15 protein-coding genes are annotated in these 17,713 nt (G+C 64.9%); 10 read left to right on the plus strand and 5 right to left on the minus strand.

The window, feature by feature from the left end:
* The first annotated feature begins 195 nt into the window (after window positions 1–195).
* The 6 genes from NMQ16_RS15185 (at window position 196) to NMQ16_RS15210 (ending at window position 5,505) form a co-directional block, all read left to right on the plus strand.
* On the plus strand, window positions 196–687 hold the full coding sequence (locus tag NMQ16_RS15185) for an FxDxF family PEP-CTERM protein (RefSeq protein ID WP_257081701.1): 492 nt from the start codon (window positions 196–198) through the stop codon (window positions 685–687).
* Between the two features lie 355 nt (window positions 688–1,042).
* Complete coding sequence (gene lexA / locus NMQ16_RS15190; protein WP_257081702.1) at window positions 1,043–1,651, plus strand: transcriptional repressor LexA; 609 nt, start codon at window positions 1,043–1,045, stop codon at window positions 1,649–1,651.
* A gap of 4 nt (window positions 1,652–1,655) precedes the next feature.
* Complete coding sequence (imuA, locus tag NMQ16_RS15195; RefSeq protein WP_257081703.1) at window positions 1,656–2,345, plus strand: translesion DNA synthesis-associated protein ImuA; 690 nt, start codon at window positions 1,656–1,658, stop codon at window positions 2,343–2,345.
* A 202-nt stretch (window positions 2,346–2,547) separates the two neighbouring features.
* On the plus strand, window positions 2,548–4,005 hold the full coding sequence (locus NMQ16_RS15200) for a DNA polymerase Y family protein (protein WP_257081704.1): 1,458 nt from the start codon (window positions 2,548–2,550) through the stop codon (window positions 4,003–4,005).
* A gap of 38 nt (window positions 4,006–4,043) precedes the next feature.
* On the plus strand, window positions 4,044–4,526 hold the full coding sequence (locus NMQ16_RS15205) for an MOSC domain-containing protein (protein WP_257081705.1): 483 nt from the start codon (window positions 4,044–4,046) through the stop codon (window positions 4,524–4,526).
* Between the two features lie 316 nt (window positions 4,527–4,842).
* A complete protein-coding gene (locus NMQ16_RS15210) occupies window positions 4,843–5,505 on the plus strand; it encodes a FecR family protein (protein WP_257081706.1) in 663 nt (220 codons plus the stop codon).
* Window positions 5,506–5,527: 22 nt separating this feature from the next.
* Here NMQ16_RS15210 and NMQ16_RS15215 read toward each other — a convergent pair whose 3' ends face one another.
* Window positions 5,528–7,318, minus strand: coding sequence for a GspE/PulE family protein (locus tag NMQ16_RS15215; RefSeq protein ID WP_257081707.1), 1,791 nt, complete (start codon window positions 7,316–7,318; stop codon window positions 5,528–5,530).
* 460 nt (window positions 7,319–7,778) lie between these two features.
* On the opposite strand from NMQ16_RS15215, the gene NMQ16_RS15220 reads away from it, so the two are divergent.
* The gene (locus tag NMQ16_RS15220) at window positions 7,779–8,591 is read left to right on the plus strand and encodes a crotonase/enoyl-CoA hydratase family protein (protein WP_257081708.1); all 813 of its coding nucleotides are present in this window, start codon (window positions 7,779–7,781) and stop codon (window positions 8,589–8,591) included.
* 97 nt (window positions 8,592–8,688) lie between these two features.
* Here NMQ16_RS15220 and NMQ16_RS15225 read toward each other — a convergent pair whose 3' ends face one another.
* Both NMQ16_RS15225 and NMQ16_RS15230 read right to left on the minus strand, forming a co-directional pair.
* Window positions 8,689–9,309 (minus strand): redoxin domain-containing protein, encoded by a 621-nt coding sequence (locus NMQ16_RS15225; protein WP_257081709.1) that lies wholly within the window; start codon window positions 9,307–9,309, stop codon window positions 8,689–8,691.
* 21 nt (window positions 9,310–9,330) lie between these two features.
* Entirely contained in the window at window positions 9,331–11,448 is a 2,118-nt protein-coding gene (locus NMQ16_RS15230; protein ID WP_257081711.1) for a protein-disulfide reductase DsbD, read from the minus strand.
* A gap of 202 nt (window positions 11,449–11,650) precedes the next feature.
* Here NMQ16_RS15230 and NMQ16_RS15235 point away from each other — a divergent pair, with 202 nt between their 5' ends.
* The 3 genes from NMQ16_RS15235 (at window position 11,651) to NMQ16_RS15245 (ending at window position 14,716) form a co-directional block, all read left to right on the plus strand.
* Window positions 11,651–12,436 (plus strand): spondin domain-containing protein, encoded by a 786-nt coding sequence (locus NMQ16_RS15235; RefSeq protein WP_257081712.1) that lies wholly within the window; start codon window positions 11,651–11,653, stop codon window positions 12,434–12,436.
* Window positions 12,437–12,524: 88 nt separating this feature from the next.
* The gene (locus NMQ16_RS15240) at window positions 12,525–13,226 is read left to right on the plus strand and encodes a response regulator transcription factor (protein ID WP_257081713.1); all 702 of its coding nucleotides are present in this window, start codon (window positions 12,525–12,527) and stop codon (window positions 13,224–13,226) included.
* Window positions 13,223–14,716 (plus strand): HAMP domain-containing sensor histidine kinase, encoded by a 1,494-nt coding sequence (locus NMQ16_RS15245; RefSeq protein ID WP_257081714.1) that lies wholly within the window; start codon window positions 13,223–13,225, stop codon window positions 14,714–14,716. The genes NMQ16_RS15240 and NMQ16_RS15245 overlap by 4 nt, the downstream gene beginning before the upstream one ends.
* Before the next feature lie 7 nt (window positions 14,717–14,723).
* Here the strand turns inward: NMQ16_RS15245 and NMQ16_RS15250 are convergent, their stop codons facing one another.
* A complete protein-coding gene (locus NMQ16_RS15250) occupies window positions 14,724–15,602 on the minus strand; it encodes an alpha/beta hydrolase (RefSeq protein ID WP_257081715.1) in 879 nt (292 codons plus the stop codon).
* 64 nt (window positions 15,603–15,666) lie between these two features.
* Window positions 15,667–17,706 carry an excinuclease ABC subunit UvrB gene (uvrB, locus tag NMQ16_RS15255; protein ID WP_257081716.1) on the minus strand — a complete coding sequence of 680 codons (2,040 nt, stop codon included), beginning with the start codon at window positions 17,704–17,706 and terminating at the stop codon, window positions 15,667–15,669.
* Between the last annotated feature and the right edge of the window lie 7 nt (window positions 17,707–17,713).

The following is a 17,713-nucleotide window of genomic DNA, read 5'->3' on the forward strand; positions in this document are numbered from 1 at the left end:
TCCGGGCGATCGCCGCCCTCTGACGGCACGCCGCTTGCTTATCAACCTCCGGGATCGACCGCCTGTCACCCGAGGCAATCACAGAGAGTCCGGTTTCATGCAGTTGCAATTGAAAGCGTCTCGAATGGTTGTGTCAGACAGTCGTTCTTGCAAAAATTTGTTTTGCGATCTGTCACTTTCTCGAAAGGCACGGAAATGAAGAAATCTCTACTTGCAGTAGCCGTAACCGGCTTGTTCGCCGTATCAGGCGCCCAGGCTGCAACAGACTGGGGTGTTCACGCTCCGGTCGAAACCGGTATCGCATCACTTACCGGTTCCTTCTCCGAAATTTTCACTTTTTCGCTGAGCGCCCCCACCACGACGCTCTCGACGATCGCGATATCTTTCGAATCATCGCCTGTCTTCGGCCTGAGTGCCGACAGCATGGTGTGGCTGTACAAGGAAATGGGTGCTGTCGACACGTTCACGGCTGCATACAGCTTTGGCACGTTGTTCACCGCCAATAACCTGCTTGCCGGCGACTACTACTACAAGGTCACCGGTTCGACGACCGGCAGCCTCGGCGGTGTATTCGCCCTGACTTCCACCACCGCTCCCATCACAGTGGTTCCGGAAGCGGACACCTATCTGATGATGCTGGCCGGCCTGGGCATGATCGGTCTGATGGCAAAGCGTCGCATGAGCTGATCGGCTCCAGCCGTTCAACAAGAAAGCACCTTCGGGTGCTTTTTTGTTGTCTGGATGACCCCGGAAAGTTCGCTGCAATGCAGCACTGTCAGAAACTTCGACGCCTGGATGCATGACCTAAGTCGTAGGGTACAGACAGTCACAAAGTGCTGAAACCATCCAAATTTAAAATAAAGTTTATTTAATTCATGGCCTTGAAATAAAGTTCACTTCAAAAAAAACCATTTCCGGGTACCTTCGCCTCGATTTTGACGTGTAACAAATCTCGACATTTCGTTTTCCGCAGTGCAAAGCGCTTGCAGGGTGATCGTTAACTGTATAAAAATACAGTCATCGAACAATCCCGCACCCCATCATGGTCTCAAGCGTCCTGACAGCCCGCCAGCAACAGATCCTGCAACTGATACGCGATGCCGTCAGCGAACGCGGCAGCCCGCCCACCCGGGCGGAAATCGCGCAGGCATTCGGCTTTCGCTCCCCCAATGCCGCAGAAAGCCATCTGCGGGCACTGGCGCGCAAGGGTGTCATCAGTCTGGACGAAGGTCGTGCACGCGGCATCCGGCTGACCGAATCTCCAGGCATCCCGCTGATCGGCCGGGTGGCGGCGGGCAGCCCGATACTGGCGGATGCGCATGTGCAGGGGCGCTACCAGCTCGATCCGGCGATGTTTTCACCCCGCGCCGACTACCTGCTGCGGGTGCGCGGCCAGAGCATGCGCGACGCCGGCATCCTCGATGGCGACCTGCTCGCCATCCACGCCACGAACGAAGCGGTGAATGGCCAGATCATCGTTGCCCGCCTGAGCGAAGAAGTGACCGTGAAGCGTTTGAAACGGCTCGGCTCACGCGTCGAACTGCTGCCTGAAAACCCGGAGTTCCAACCCATCGTGATCGATACGCAGCGCGATCCGCTGGTGATCGAAGGCGTGGTGGTCGGCCTGATCCGCAATGGCAGTCCGGTCTGACGCGATGACCACGCAAGCGCGGGGTCTCTTCCGGCATCCGTCACTCTGGCGGGCCGGCGACGTGTCACCGACCGTACCGAATGGCATCCCGACCGGTCACGCCGCACTGGATGACGCTCTGCCGGGTCAGGGCTGGCCGGTCGGCGAAATGACCGAATTGCTGACCGATTGCAGCGGCCACGGCGAACTGTCGCTGCTGATGCCTTTGCTGGCCGGAGCCGAAACGGAGGGCAGCTGGCGGGTCTGGGTGGCGCCGCCACATCTGCCCGGCGTGTCTGCGCTGGCGGCTGCCGGCGTACGGTCCCGGCACTTGATCGTGGTACGGGCAGACACAGCGGGCGAGCGAGTTTGGGCAATGCGCCAGGCATTGCGTTCAGGCGTCTGTTCGGTGGTCGTCGGCTGGCTCGACCGCGTCGACAATGCACTGCTGCGACGGCTGCAGCTGGCGGTACGCGAGGCGGCGATTCCGCTCATCCTGTTCCGTCCGCTGCCGCAGGCACAGCACGCCTCGCCTGCGGCACTGCGGCTGCAACTGTCGGCCCGCGCAGCCGGCGTGCTGCGCATCGACATCCTGAAACGGCGCGGTGCACCGGCAAACCAGCCGCTCTACCTGCAGGGAGCAGGTTTCGATGCGCCGCCGGCCATGGCACCGACGCGCTGTGCCGCTCCACCCGCGCTGGTGCTGATCGCATGAAGCCCCTGCCGTCGCAAATCATCCTGAGAACGACGGTTGATCGGCGTCGTGAGCATGATTCGCGGGGCGCCCCGCCAGCCGTGCACGCGGCATCGAAGCGTTCGCAGCCGGAGGGTGACGCTCCGGAATACGACGACAGTGTCGCTGGCAAAGACTTTCAATTCAAAAACATGGTGAGCGGTCAAATGAGGTTTTCAGGATCATGCGCTGGCTGGCACTCGTCTTTCCCGACTGGCCCATGCAGGCCCTGTTCCGCAACCCTTCGCACACCCGTCCGCTGGCTGTGGCGCACCGGCAGCGCGTGTGCGCGCTGGACGCGACGGCACTGGCACAGGGCGTGCGCCCCGGACAGGGCGTGGCCGACGCACTGGCAATAGCCCCGGATCTGCTCGTACGACCGAAATCCTCCGAGGCCGAGCGCTCTGCACTGCGTGAAGCTGCGGGCTGTACGCTGCGCTACACACCGCGGGTCGTGCTGGAAGATGACGGCCTGCTGCTCGACATTGCCGGCAGCACGCGGCTGTTCGGCGGGCTCGACGCCCTGCTGCGCCATCTGCGCAGCGATCTGGCTGCGGCCGGTTTCCGGGCGCTGAGCGCCTGCGCCCCCACCCCGCGCGCGGCACGCTGGCTGGCGCGCGCCACGCCCGGTCAGTGCGTCGCAGACGATGATCACGCCCTGGCCGAAGCCCTGGCCGCCTTGCCGCTGCGTGCGATGGAAGCCGATGCGTCACTGCTCGCCCTGCTTGCCGACAGCGGCCTGCGTACCGTGGGTGAGGTGATGAAACTGCCGCGCGATGCCCTGGCACGACGCGATGCTGCCGGACTGCGCCGCCTGCTCGACCAGGCGCTTGGCCAGCGACCTGATCCGCGGCCGTATTTCGAGACACCACCGCAGATCGACAGCCGGCTCGAACTACCGATACCGCGACACGACATTGACGTGCTGCTGTTCGCGGCCAACCGGCTGTTCAACGCCTGCTGCACGCAGCTGGCCGCCGTGCATGCCGGCATCGAAAGCTGCCGGCTCGAACTGGAACACGAACATCATCCGCCGACCGTACTGACGCTGACACTGGGCACGCCGTCGCGCGACGCCCGTCGCATGGCGCTGCTGACGCGCGAACATCTGGCACGGCTCGCCTTGCCCGAAGCCGTCGGTGCGCTGCGTCTGAAGGCTGCGCACTGGATCGAACTGGCCGGGCGCAGCGAAGACCTGTTCGGCCCACTGGCCCCCTCGCCCGCCCGGCGGCAGGAAGCCGGCAGGCTTCTGATCGAACACCTGCGCGCCCGGCTTGGACCTGACCGGGTGTACGCACTGTCCGCCTGCGCCGACCACCGGCCGGAACGATCGCAGCAGCAGGTCGAGCCCGGTCCGGGCACCTCCGCCGCTGCGCAAGGCGGCAGACGCCCGCTCTGGCTGCTGCCCGAACCCCGGTTGCTGCAGACCATCCGCAACCAGCCCTGGCGCACCGGACCGCTTCAACTGGTCAGCGGCCCCGAACGCATCGAGTCCGGCTGGTGGGACACCGATGGTGAAGCGAGTCCGGGCGACGCGCTGCGCGACTATTTCGTCGCGCTGGGCACCGATCACGCCCGGTTGTGGATCTACCGCGAACACCTGCCGCCGCACCGCTGGTATCTGCACGGGCTGTTCGCGTGAAGTAGCATCCGCCTGGATGACCGATATCGCGAGCACACATGAACACCCTGGAAACATTGAAATCCACCTTCGCCCAACCAGGCTGCGTGACCTGGATCGGGGTAAGGCCGGCGCGACTGAAGCCGCTGCAACCGGTCGAATCGGTACAGGCCATCGAGGCACTCGGGCTGGAAGGCGACCACTACGCCAGCCCGGGCGGCAAGCGCCAGGTCACGCTGATACAGGCCGAGCACCTGCAGACGGTAGCCGGCCTGCTCGGTACGGACGTCGTCAGCCCGGAACAGGTGCGGCGCAACATCGTGGTCAGCGGCATCAATCTTCTGGCGCTGAAGGGCCGCCGCTTCCAGCTGGGCGAAGCGCTGCTTGAATACACCGGCACCTGCGACCCCTGCTCGCGCATGGAAAGCAATCTGGGCCGTGGCGGCTACAACGCAATGCGCGGACATGGCGGCATCACTGCACGGGTACTGCGCAGCGGTCGTGTCGGTCTGGGTGACGCAGTGCTCGCCGGCGACGATTGAACCTGAAAACCGCAGTTGAACACTTGCCATGTTGCTTCGAGCCTCGCGCATCATGAAGATCGCTGCTTTTTGCTTACTCACCCACGAGATGAGACCGCTTCGACGTCGCGTGCACGGCCGGCAGGGCGCCGGCTGGCGGCGTTGCGCGTCCTTGCAGGAAGCCATCCTGGCGCGTCTTCATGCCCTGTCGGACACCCTGCCAACCCTGCCCCTCGTACTCCACCACGCGCCGATCAACTGAGGTTTTCAGGTTGAATGCATCCGGCAGCGAACCGCACAGGCCATAATTCGCTCAACACAACAGGGAGACAGCCGGATGGACAGACGACGCATGCTCACGCGCTTGCTGGTGGCCGGCAGTGCCGCCCCGCTGGCACTGGACACGCTGGTACGCGAGGCGCTGGCCCGCGACGACCGCCCCGGGCTGCGCGGTTTCCGTGGCAACGTGACGATCAACGGCGTGCCGGCGAAATTCGGCATGCCGGTACATCCGGGCGACACGGTACGCACCGGCGCAGGGTCGGAAGCGATCTACGTGATAGGCCGCGACGCATTCATGCAGCGTGGCAACTCGCATGTCGCCTTCGGCAGCGGCGTTGCCGCCGACCTGATGCGCGTCATCACCGGGCGCCTGCTGTCGGTGTTCGACAGCGGCCAGCGGCGAGTCGCGACCCCGGCGGCCACCATCGGTATCCGGGGCACTGGCTGCTACATCGAAACGGCCGAGGACCAGACCTACTTCTGTCTGTGCTACGGCGAAGCCGTCATCGCGCGCAACGGTGATCCGGGGCAGACCGAAACCATCCAGACCCGCCATCACGACAAGCCGATGTGGCTGCGCGACAAGCCGGGCGGCGACATGATGTCGGCCGCCAAGCTGATCAACCACACGGACGCGGAGCTGACCCTGCTCGAAGGACTGGTCGGCCGCAAGCCGCCCTTCGTCGGGGTCGGCTGGCCACCAGGCGAGGGGTACTGAGCACCGCCGCGCGCAGCCGGCTTCAGGCTGGCGGCGCCACCTTCATGACTTCGCCCAGTGTGGTCACGCCCTGGGCGATCTTCAGCGCGCCGGACACGCGCAGCGGATACATGCCTTCGCGATAAGCCTGTTCGCGCAGCGCCGCAATGTCGGCACTGGCCGAAATCAGATTCTTGATTTCCGGCGACATCAGCAGTATTTCGTAGATGCCGATGCGGCCTGCGTAGCCGGTCATGCGGCATTCCAGGCAGCCGACCGACTGCATGAAACGATCCGGACGGCTCGCCTTCCACGGCGACACCAGTTCGTTCCAGGCCTGTGGGTCGGTTTCCTGCGGCGTGGCCGGCTTGCGGCAATGCGGACACAGTGTGCGGACCAGCCGCTGCGCCATCACGCCGAGCACCGTGGCGTTCAGCAGATAACTGGGTACGCCCAGATCCATCAGACGGGTAATCGCCGACGGCGCATCGTTGGTGTGCAGTGTCGACAGCACGAGGTGACCGGTCAGCGCTGCCTGGATCGCCATTTCGGCGGTTTCCAGGTCGCGTATCTCGCCCACCATGATGATGTCCGGGTCCTGCCGCATCAGCGACCGGATGCCGGCCGAAAAGGTGACGCCGATGTCGGCCGACACCTGAACCTGATTGAACGATGGTTCGATCATTTCGATCGGGTCTTCGAGCGTGCACACATTGACCTCGGGTGTTGCGAGGTTCTTCAGCGTCGAGTACAGCGTCGTGGTCTTGCCCGAGCCGGTCGGGCCGGTCACCAGCACGATGCCGTTCGGCTGCGTCGTCATGTTCTTCCAGCGCCGCGCGTCCTCATCGGAAAAACCCAGATCGCGAAAGTCGCGCACCAGCACCTCCGGGTCGAACACCCGCATCACCAGCTTTTCGCCGAAGGCGGTCGGCAGCGTGGACAGGCGCAGTTCGATTTCCTGGCCGTCCGGTGCGCGCGTCTTGATCCGCCCATCCTGCGGCCGGCGTTTCTCGACCACGTCCATGCGGCCCAGTATCTTGATGCGCGAGGTCATCGCGCCCAGTACCGGCATCGGAATCTGATAGACCTGATGCAGCACGCCATCGATGCGGAAGCGCACGACGCCGAAGTCGCGCCGCGGTTCGATGTGGATGTCGCTGGCGCGCTGCTCGAAAGCGTATTGCCACAGCCAGTCGACGATGGTGACGATGTGCTGATCATTGGCATCGAGCGGCCGGTTGCTGCGGCCCAGTTCGACCAGCTGTTCGAAATTCGATGCGCCGACACCGCTGACGTCACCCCGCTTGGCTGCACCCTTGACCGACTTGGCCAGACTGTAGAACTCGACCACGTAGCGGGCGATATCGTCCGGGTTGGCGATGACGCGCCGGATCGGCCGGCGCAGGATGGGCGCCAGTTCCTTTTCCCACTCGCTCATGAAGGGCTCTGCGGTCGCGATCACCACTTCGCGCGCCGAAGCCTGGACCGGCAAAATGCGGAAACGATTGGCATAGGCGCTCGACACCACCTCGGTCACAGCTGCGAAATCAACCTTCAGCGGGTCGATGTGGTAGTACTCGTGACCACTCCAGCCGGCCATCCATTCAGTCAGCACATCCAGGTTGAGCGGGCGGTGCGGCGGATGCAGCGAGCGCCATTTCTGCTGCGCCAGCACGACGAGCGGATGCTCGCCGCCTCGCCAGTAGCGGCGGTCGTGCATGAAGGTACGCGCCACCGCATCGCCCAGCAGGCCATCGGCCACCATGGCTTCGACAAGCTCCTGCAGGGTCAGTTTGTGTTCGCGCTGTTCGGTGCCGGATGCGGCTGCTGTCATCGATTCCTCCTGTTGCGTCCGACTATAGCCGAGCAGCAGATTGATCCCCGTCGGGTGCAATCAAAATTTCAAGCAAAAAATTCTCGTGTTGTCGTAACATGCACTTACAGGGTCAGACTCTGTCTGGAATCGTGCACCAGACAGCAGGAATAAAAGGCAAATAAATGCCTCTCCAGTTCGCCTGATTGGCGACGTTTTTCAGCATGCTTTTTTGTCGGCTATTCCGACGGAGGCTGAAATGGATCTGTTGACCCCGTGCAATACGGAGCGTATGTCGTGCGCGCCGTTTGAAGCTTCGATTCCGAACACCGTTGACTCAACAGTCGCTCATTCTCTGCCCGTCTGCATCGCCAGGGCGGACGCTCCACTGCAGCTGCATGAGAAGCCGCGCATACACGTCGACAATGTCGTGCAGTTCGGTGCTGCCCCGCGCGGACCGCGTCTGCTTTCGACTCCCCTCGTGACTTCGCGCTATGAAGCGGACACCCGTGCGCTGTGGATGTACGCGCATCCGGTTGGGCGTCCCTGCTTCACGCCTGAACTGCTGGCTGACGTCGTTGCCCAGCAGCAGGAAGTGGAACTGGCCCCCGGTACGGTGGATTTCTTCCTGAATTGCTCATCCGTTCCCGGGGTCTATAACCTTGGGGGTGACCTCGACCTGTTCCGCCGGCTGGTCGAAGCCGGTGACCAGCAGGCGCTGATGCGTTACGCCCAGGCCTGCATTCGCGCCATCAACAACAATGTGTCCGGTCTGCACGCCGATGCGGTGTCGATGGCGGTCATTCAGGGGGATGCGCTCGGCGGCGGTTTCGAGGCGGCGCTGTCCTGCCATGTGGTGATCGCCGAGCGCGGCAGCAAGCTGGGCTTTCCGGAAATGATGTTCAACCTGTTCCCGGGCATGGGCGCCTACAGCCTCGTGGCTCGCAAGGCCGGGCCGCGGATTGCCGAGGATCTCATCCTCAACGCCCGCATCATGAGCGCCGAAGAGATGCACGCGCTTGGCCTGGTCGATCATCTGGCCGAGCCCGGCACCGGAGAGCAGGTGGCGCGCAACGTGATGCGCTCCATGAGCTCGCAGCTCAAGGGTTTCCGTGCCTTCCAGCGCGCCAAGATGCACGCCTTCATCCGCCTGACCTACCAGGAGCTGGAGGACGTGGTGCGCGAATGGGTGCGTGGCGCGATGAAGCTCGACCGGCGCGACCTGCGCACGATGGAGCGTTTGGTCAAGGCACAGAACCGGCTGCACGCCGGCCCGGAAATCGTCAGCGCCTGATGACTCGTCATCCCGGGGCACGACGGTGCCCCGGCAGCGGCTGCTTTTCTGTCAAACGGCACGACCAGGGCAACAGCGCGCTTGCGCACGCGCCCTGTCAGTTCGCGTACTTCACCGAGCAGCCATAGGCGCGTGTCACCGGTTTGGTGACCGGCTTTCCGTCCAGCACCTCATTGATGGCCAGCCGCGCCAGTGGCTCGGCCTTCGGAATGTCGGCAGGATCGGTCGAGGCGATGCTGTCGATGCCGCCCATGTAGGCCAGTTTGCCGTCCGGCGCGATCACATACATGTGCGGCGTGACCTGCGCACCATAGGCGCGGCCGATGGTGCCTTTCGGATCGAGCACGAAATGCGTCGGTGACGCATTTCTGTCCGCCGTCTGCCTCAGCGCCGTTTCGCCATCGACATGCCCCTGCTCGCCCGGCGCCGAGCTTGCCACGGTCAGCCACACGGCACCCTTCGTGGTCGCGTCGCGCTGCAGCTTCTGCATTTCGCCGCTCCTGTACCATTTGACGACATACGGGCAGCCGTCGTTCATCCATTCCAGCACCACGGTCTTGCCGGCCAGTCCGGACAGCGTGACGGTCTTGCCGTGGGCATCCACACCCGTAAAGGCAGGCGCAGGTTCGCCGACCTTCGGCGCGGCGAGCGCAGCCGCCGGCAGCAGTGCAAGCGCAGCCGACATCAGCAGGCGGGACGTTCGGGGACTGAAGAGCATGGTCATTCCTCCTTGAAAGGATCAGGAACCGATCCGGTCGAGCACGATCTGCTCGGTCAGGATCTGCGGAAGCACCGCCGGCGATGCGCCATCAGGCGGGAAATAAACATAGAGCGGCACGCCGTCGCGGCCGTGCTGACGCAGAAAATCGGTGATGAGCGGATCGCTGCGCGTCCAGTCACCCTTCATGTACGTGATGCCGCGCGTCGCGAAGGCCTGCCGTACGCCAGTCGTCGACAGCGCCACCTTTTCGTTCACCAGGCAGGTGACGCACCAGGCCGCCGTCATGTTGATGAATACCGGCCTGCCGGTTGCGCGCAACTCGCTCAGGCGCGCGGGCGCGTAAGGTTCCGATGCGGCCGCTGCAATGCCTGCCGATGGTCCGGTACCGGCAGGCTCCGGCGCGCGCGCGATGCCGACGGCCGCAAGCAGTGCCACCAACAGCGCGCCGGTACGCCACGCGCCAGCGCTTGAAGCCCCGCTCTGCGCAACCCCCAGCAACCATCCCGCCAGTGCCAGCAACAACAGCACGACCAGTGCCATCAGCACACCGTCCGCGCCGGATTGCTGGCTCAGCACCCATACCAGCCAGGCGGCCGCTGCATACATCGGAAAGGCCAGCGCCTGCTTCAGGCGATCCATCCATGGACCGGGTCGGGGCATGCGGCGCGCCAGACCCGGCACGAAGGCGAACAGCGCATAAGGCAATGCCAACCCGACACCCATAGCGACGAACACCGCAACGGTCTGTGCCGCCGGCGCTGCAAGCGCGAACGCCAGCGCCCCGCCCATGAAGGGCGCGGTGCAAGGCGTGGCGACGACGACCGCGAGGGTGCCGGTGAAGAAGCTGCCGGACAGGCCCGGTCGCGATGCCAGCGTATCCCCGGCGGACGCGAATCCGCTGCCGAAGCCGAACACGCCGGACAGATTCAGCCCGATGACGAACAGCAGCGCCGCCATGGCGGTCACGAACACCGGTGACTGGAACTGGAAGCCCCAACCTGCCTGCAACCCTGCCGAGCGAAGTGCGAGCAGCACGCCGGCCAGCAGCAGGAAAGTGGTCACGACACCGGCACAGTAGGCAAGCGACTGCGCACGCACCGTGCGCTGCGCATGACCGCCCAGACGGGCGAACGATAGCGCCTTGATCGCCAGCACCGGGAACACGCAGGGCATCAGGTTGAGCAGCAGACCACCGGCCAGCGCGAACAGCACGGCCCAGGCGAAGCCGAAGCCATCTGCCACCGGCGCTGCGGCGGGCGCCAACCCGGCCGGCGCCGGCAATGGCGCGTCGCCGCCCGCAAGCAGCACGACGGGCGCACGTTGGGTAGCCGCTCCGGGCGTCGCCACCCAGAGCGCGCGGGTGATGCCGTCGCGGTCGCGCACATGGAGCACGCCGGACAGCGCGCGCGCCGGATCGAACGCTGCGCCCGGCTGCAATGCGAGCGCCGCGCTGCCGTCTGCAACCGTCAGCGTCTGCGCCGCGCCATGTTCGACCAGGCCCCAGTCTGCCGGCAGCAAGTCAGCCTCGACGATGGCGTCTGCGCCGGGGCCGCTCAGCGTCAGCACGCCATCCGCGCTGACCGCAGCCTGCCAGTCAGCCATCCCGGGTAGCGCGTCGCGTGCGGCATCGAACAGCAGCGCCTCGGCGCTGCGGGTCGCCACACCCGCCGGCAGCGTCAGCCTGAACACCCCCTCTTCCGGAATGCAGATGTCCTTGCACACAAGCCAGCCGGCTTTCGCCGTCAGCGTCTGCGGGCCGTCAAGGCCGGCCGGAAGTGTCACGCTGAAGGGCAGCAGCACGTCACCTTCGTGAATGAAGGTGGTCACCGGCCCGTCGACATGGCGCTTCGGCGCCGGCCAGCGCAGATCGCTCACGCTGCTGCCGGCCGGTGCATACAGCTCGATGCGCGGCGGCTGCCCGGCGTCGCCCGGATTCATCCAGTAGATGTGCCAGCCTTCGGCCAGGCGCAGATGCAGGGCGAGATCGACCGTATCGCCGGCACGCGCAGCGTCCTGCGCCGACACCATCGTGACGGTGGCGCGCGCGCTGACGACCGCGCCGCTTTCCAGCGCCGATGCAGGCGACTGGGTGAGCACGGCGAGAAGCAGCAGCAGACGGATGAGAGTGGCGCGCATGGTCAGGCAAGGGATCGTTTTCCGAGTCATCGGTTCCTGAAGCAGTGTCAGCCAGGAGGTGAACGCCGTCACCGCAGCAGAAACGCACACATCCCGTCGCGGTGAAGTTTGTGTGAGGACTCGGTGATTCGGGCTGCCTAGCATCCGCACACCGGTCAGCAGCTCATGGTCCGGCTCATCCTTCATATCCCGGAGTATCCACATGTTCCCCTCTTCACTTCGCATCTCCCGTCTCACGGCAGCCATGGTGCTGGTCGGTCTCGCTTCGTCGGCCCAGGCAGCCCTCGTTGACGTCACGGTCACCGTTGAAAGCCTGGTACCCGCCAACGGCATCAGCTTCGCCCCACTGCACTTCGGATTCAACAACGGCAGCTTCGACGCCTTCAATCTGGGCAGCGTCGCGACCGAGTCCATCATTTCGGTCGCCGAGGGCGGTGCGGGTGGCGCATGGCAGGCGGCCTTCGCCGCAGCCGACCCGACAGCAACCCGCGGCACGCTGGGCGGCTTGTTGCAGCCAGGCGGCACGAGCAGCGCCACCTTCACTGTTGACAGCTCGCTGAACCGGTTCTTCACGTTCGCGGCCATGGTCGTGCCAAGCAACGATTTCTTCATCGGCAACGATTCGCCGATGCGCTACCAGCTGTTCGACGCAGCAGGCAATCTGGTCATCAATTCGATCAACCAGACGGCCCGTCAGATCTGGGATGCCGGCTCCGAGGTATTCGACCCCGCCGCTTCGGCGTTTGTCGGCAACAACGACCTGCGTGCGCCGCAGAATTCGGTGGTTGCGTTCAATTTTGCCGAGCTCGCTGCCTACAACGGCCTCACGACTGCGACCGGCTATACGCTCGACAGCACACTCGCGGCCGACACCAGCATTTATCGCATTTCGTTCGCTGTTGCGCCGGTACCGGAGCCGGAAACCTACGCCATGATGCTGGCCGGCCTGCTCCTGATCGGCAGCGTTGCGCGCCGGCGGCTTGGCTGAACGCTGCCGGCAAGCTTCACGCCGGCGTGAAGTCAGTCGGCGGCAGACCTGCTAGTCTCGATTTTTTAGCCTGCAGGGCGCCAAACCGATGAACGAGCATGTGTTGCTGGTCGAGGACGACAATGCCATCGCGGGTACCCTGCGTCTCCATCTGGAAGGCGCAGGGTACCGCCTGCACCGCGAATCGGACGGGCTGCAGGCCATCGCCGCCATCGATCGCAAACGCTGGGATCTCGTGCTGCTCGACCTGATGTTGCCGGGCGCGGACGGCTGGGACGTCTGTCGCCACCTCAAGGCACGGCACGCCGATATTCCGGTCATCATGCTGAGCGCCCGTTCGGCGGAGGCTCACCGCGTGCTCGGGCTCGAACTCGGTGCCGACGACTACCTTGCCAAGCCATTCTCCATGCTCGAACTGGTGGCACGCGTACGCGCGCTGCTGCGCCGCGTCGAACAGCTACGCAGTGCTCCGGCGGTCGCCGTTGACGTGCGCTTCGGAGCGTTTCGACTCGACACGCAGCGACGCGAACTGGCGCGCGATGACGTGCCGATTCCGCTCACCCTGCGCGAATTCGATCTGCTGCACTTTCTGGCACGGCATCCCGGGCAGGCTTTCAGTCGCGGCAGTCTGTTGCAGCGCGTCTGGGGAGCCGGCTTCGATGGCTACGAACACACCGTCAATTCGCACATCAACCGTCTGCGCAACAAGATCGAGGACGACCCGAGAAATCCGCAGCGCATCGTGACGGTCTGGGGCGTCGGTTACCGATTCGAGGACACCGTGCCGTGATCCGTTCGCCCTCCTTCGCGACGCGTCTCATCGTGACCATGGCGGTGCTGCTGCTCGCCTATGGCGCATTTGTCGGCCTGCTCGGACGGCATGTTGCGGCACAACACGAAAAAGAGTCGCTGCAACGCCTGTCGCACGGGCTGGCCCGTCACATCATCGAACACTGGCCGGACATTGCACGGGCTGATGCGGACGCTGCCGACCGGTCGGCCCGCGAGACACTGCTGTCGATGCTGATGGTCGTCAATCCAGGTGTTCAGGTCTATGTGCTGGACGCCGACGGACGCGTCGCCCACTACATCGGCGAGCCCGGCATGGTGCGGCAGCCGCAGGTCGATCTGGCTCCGGTTCAGCGGTTTCTCGACGGCGCACCCTTGCCGCTGTTCGGCACTGATCCGATGGACGTCGGCGTGTCCCGCATTTTCAGCGTTGCGATGTTTGCGCCGCGACCCGGCGACGTGAAGCCGCCCGGTTACCTCTACATCGTGCTCGACGGGCAGGCGCGCACACTCGTTGCCGGGCAATCGAGCCTGCTGCGCGTCTGGCAGGGCGCAGCGGTCGCGGCCACGCTGGGGCTGCTGCTCGCGGTGGCGAGCGGGGTCATCGCATTTCATCGGCTGACCCGGCCGCTGCATCGCATTGCGCACCGCATGCGCCGCTTCGGCAAGGAGGACGCCGGTACTGCGGTCATCGGCGATGTCGTCGCGATGCAGCAAGGTGACGAAGTGCAGGCGATAGAACGCGCTTTCGAGGACATGACCGAAAGGCTGAGAGCGCAGGGCGCGCGGGAGCAACAGCAAAGCGACGCTCACCGGGAAATGATGGCGGGCGTGGCGCATGATCTGCGTTCGCCGCTGACAGCGCTTCACGGTCAGCTCGAGGCACTTGCCGGACACCGCTCGTCGCCGCCGGCAACGTTCGATCGCATCCTGTCGACTGCGCTGGCGCAAAGCGACAAGGTGCGCCGGCTTTCGCAGCAGCTGTTCGAACTGTGCGCGTTGCAGTCGAGCGGTCAGTCGCTCAACCGGGAGCGGTTCCGGCTCGACGAGCTGGTGACAGACGCCGTGCAGAAATTCGATCTGACAGACAGCGCCCGGCCGCCCGTCATGCTTCAGGGACCGCCACCCGGAAGGCTTGAACTTGAGGGCGACCTGCAACTTATCGAGCGCGCCTTGACCAACCTGATCGACAATGCCATGCGTCACGCACCCGGCGCCGGACCGGTGCACGTCAGCCTGAGTCGCAACGGTGTGCTGGCACAGATCGTCGTCGAAGATGCCGGCCCCGGACTGCCTGAAGATCTGATCGAACGACTCGAACGCGGACAGTCCCTGCGTGACCCGCCGCTGCAACGAAAAAGCGGCGGCATCGGCGGGCTCGGCCTGGCAATCGCCCAGCGCGTGGCCGATCTGCACGGCGGGAGCCTGCGGCCCTTGCCGGCCCGTAACGGGGGCACTCGCCTGTGTCTTGCGCTCCCGCTGAGTCTCTGAGCAACCCTCAGGGACGCGGCTGCGCCACCACCGTCCCGACGAAGGCTGCCACGTCGTCGATGACCGGCGCCAGTCCGCGCAGCGGGCGGCCGAAGGCGCCCACCAGGGTCAGGTGATTCACCCCGTCGTAGTAGCGCTCATCGACCGAGACGCCCGAATCGCGCAAGGCCTGCGCCAGCCCGCCGGTGTTGCGTTGCGGATTGACGAGTTCGTCTTCCCGCGCGGCGATCAGCAGGCTGCGCGGCGCCGCGGCCGACACGTGCCGGAGCGGTTGCGAGTCGGCGGGCGCCGGATCTTCGACACCCGGGCGGTTGAATACGGGTTTGACGTCCGGATTGACGATGGGCAGGAAATCGTAAGGCCCTGCCAGACCGACCAGTCCCGCCAGCCGGTCGGTCCCGCGACCGAGCTTGCCCAGCCAGCGCGCGTCCAGCGCCAGCATGGCGGCGTTGTAGGCGCCGGCGCTGTGTCCGGCCACATGCAGCCGACCGGGATCGGCGCCCTGCGCCGCCGCGTTGTCCATCGCCCAGGCAACGGCTGCGGCACAGTCGTCGAGAAAGGCCGGATACACCACTTCCGGGTACAGCCGGTAATCGGGAATCACCGTGACGATGCCGCGCTCGGCCAGCGCGGCGCCGACGAACAGGTAGTCTTCGCGCCGACCAGCGTTCCAGCTGCCGCCGTAGAAGAACACGACGACCGGCGCCGGGCCCGAAGTCTCGAGCGGACGATAGACATCCAGCTTCATGCGCGGGTGCGGGCCGTAGGCGATGCCGGCTTCGCGCCGGTGCGTCGACGGCGCCAGCAGATTCAGCAGACCGGTGGCGGAACAGCCGGCGAGCAGCGGCAGGCCGGCCAGCAGGCCAAGAAAGTGGCGTCTCTTCATGCGGCGAAGGCGGTCGATCGAACGATCCCGTTACCCGCGCCGACGACGGGCGGATGCATCCGCATCAGGCGCCGAAGGCACCGCTGCGCAACTTGAACAGCCGGTCGCGCGCCGCGGCAGCCTTCTCGAATTCGAGATTCTTCGCGTGTTCGATCATTTCCTTCTCCAGCTTCTTGATCTCGCGCGACAGATCCTTCTCGCTCATAGACTCGAAGCGGGCGTGCTCTTCGGCCACCTTCAGTTCGCGCGCGACTTCGTCCTGATCGTACACGCCGTCGATGATGTCCTTGATGCGCTTGACCACCGAGCGCGGCGTGATGCCCTGCGCGAGGTTGTGTGCGATCTGCCGGGTGCGGCGGCGCTCGGTTTCGCCGATGGCGCGCTTCATCGACTCGGTCATCTGGTCGGCGTACAGGATGGCGGTGCCGTGCAGATGGCGCGCCGCCCGGCCTATGGTCTGGATCAGGCTGCGCTCCGAGCGCAGGAAGCCTTCCTTGTCGGCATCAAGAATCGCTACCAGCGATACCTCGGGAATATCCAGTCCCTCGCGCAGCAGGTTGATGCCGACCAGCACGTCGAATTCGCCCAGCCGCAGGTCGCGGATGATTTCCACCCGCTCCACCGTGTCGATGTCCGAATGCAGATAGCGCACGCGTATGCCGTTCTCGGCGAAGTAGTCGGTCAGGTCTTCGGCCAGCCGCTTGGTCAGCACGGTGACCAGAATGCGCTCCTGCACCGCCACCCGCTTGCGGATTTCACCCAGCAGGTCATCGACCTGGGTGGTGGCCGGGCGGATTTCTATCGTCGGGTCGATCAGCCCGGTCGGCCGCACCAGCTGTTCCACCACCTGTCCCTGGTTCGCCGCCTCGTACGCCGACGGCGTGGCCGACACGAACACGGTCTGCGGCATCAGCTTCTCGAATTCGTCGAACTTCAGCGGCCGGTTGTCGAGCGCAGACGGCAGGCGGAAGCCGAAATCGACCAGATTGGTCTTGCGCGCCAGGTCGCCCTTGAACATGCCGCCGATCTGCGGAATGGTCACGTGCGACTCGTCGATGAACATCAGCGCGTCCGGCGGCAGGTAGTCGATCAGCGTCGGCGGCGCATCGCCCGGCTGGCGGCCCGACATGTGACGCGAGTAGTTCTCGATGCCTTTGCAGAAACCCAGTTCGTTGAGCATTTCGAGGTCGAAGCGGGTGCGCTGCTCGATCCGCTGCGCCTCGACCAGCTTGCCCTGGCTGACGAATTCCTTCGATCGCAGCTCCAGTTCGATCTTGATCGCGTCGATCGCACGCAGCACGGTGGCGCGCGGCGTCACGTAGTGGCTCGACGGATAGACCGTGAAGCGGCCGATCTTCTGCTTCACCTGACCGGTCAGCGGATCGAAAAGCGACAGTTCCTCGATCTGGTCGTCGAACAGTGACACGCGCAGTGCGTTCTCCGCCTGTTCGGCCGGAAAGATGTCGATCACGTCGCCGCGCACCCGGAACACACCGCGCCGGAAATCCATGTCGTTGCGCTGGTACTGCATCTGCACCAGGCGGGCGATGATGTCGCGCTGGTGCAGCGTGCCGCCCTCGCGCAGGTGCAGGATCATCGCGTGGTAATCGACCGGGTCGCCGATGCCGTAGATCGCAGACACGGTCGCCACGATCACCACGTCGCGCCGCTCCAGCAGGCTCTTGGTCGCCGACAGCCGCATCTGCTCGATGTGCTCGTTGATCGCACTGTCCTTTTCGATGAACAGGTCTTTCGACGGCACGTAGGCTTCCGGCTGGTAGTAGTCGTAGTAACTGACGAAGTACTCGACTGCGTTTTCCGGGAAGAACTCGCGGAATTCCGAATACAGCTGGGCCGCCAGCGTCTTGTTCGGCGCCATGACCAGCGCCGGCCGGCCGAGTTGCGCGATGACGTTGGCCATCGTGTAGGTCTTGCCCGAGCCGGTCACGCCGAGCAGCGTCTGGAACATCAGGCCGTCTTCGATGCCCTCGACCAGCTTGACGATGGCCGTCGGCTGATCGCCGGCGGGCGGAAAGGGCTGATGCAGCCTGTAGGGGCTGTTGTCAAACGTTAACAGCGCGGGTGCGACGGCGATTTCTGACATGTTAGAA

The organism is Methyloversatilis sp. XJ19-49 (assembly GCF_024580145.1).
Classification (GTDB): domain Bacteria; phylum Pseudomonadota; class Gammaproteobacteria; order Burkholderiales; family Rhodocyclaceae; genus Methyloversatilis.

Coding starts and splice junctions, on each gene's coding strand:
- NMQ16_RS15185 (WP_257081701.1), top strand. CDS start 196: ATGAAGAAATCTCTACTTGCAGTAGCCGTAACCGGCTTGTTCGCCGTA.
- lexA (WP_257081702.1), top strand. CDS start 1,043: ATGGTCTCAAGCGTCCTGACAGCCCGCCAGCAACAGATCCTGCAACTG.
- imuA (WP_257081703.1), top strand. CDS start 1,656: ATGACCACGCAAGCGCGGGGTCTCTTCCGGCATCCGTCACTCTGGCGG.
- NMQ16_RS15200 (WP_257081704.1), top strand. CDS start 2,548: ATGCGCTGGCTGGCACTCGTCTTTCCCGACTGGCCCATGCAGGCCCTG.
- NMQ16_RS15205 (WP_257081705.1), top strand. CDS start 4,044: ATGAACACCCTGGAAACATTGAAATCCACCTTCGCCCAACCAGGCTGC.
- NMQ16_RS15210 (WP_257081706.1), top strand. CDS start 4,843: ATGGACAGACGACGCATGCTCACGCGCTTGCTGGTGGCCGGCAGTGCC.
- NMQ16_RS15215 (WP_257081707.1), bottom strand. CDS start 7,318: ATGACAGCAGCCGCATCCGGCACCGAACAGCGCGAACACAAACTGACC.
- NMQ16_RS15225 (WP_257081709.1), bottom strand. CDS start 9,309: ATGCTCTTCAGTCCCCGAACGTCCCGCCTGCTGATGTCGGCTGCGCTT.
- NMQ16_RS15230 (WP_257081711.1), bottom strand. CDS start 11,448: ATGCGCGCCACTCTCATCCGTCTGCTGCTGCTTCTCGCCGTGCTCACC.
- NMQ16_RS15235 (WP_257081712.1), top strand. CDS start 11,651: ATGTTCCCCTCTTCACTTCGCATCTCCCGTCTCACGGCAGCCATGGTG.
- NMQ16_RS15240 (WP_257081713.1), top strand. CDS start 12,525: ATGAACGAGCATGTGTTGCTGGTCGAGGACGACAATGCCATCGCGGGT.
- NMQ16_RS15250 (WP_257081715.1), bottom strand. CDS start 15,602: ATGAAGAGACGCCACTTTCTTGGCCTGCTGGCCGGCCTGCCGCTGCTC.
- uvrB (WP_257081716.1), bottom strand. CDS start 17,706: ATGTCAGAAATCGCCGTCGCACCCGCGCTGTTAACGTTTGACAACAGC.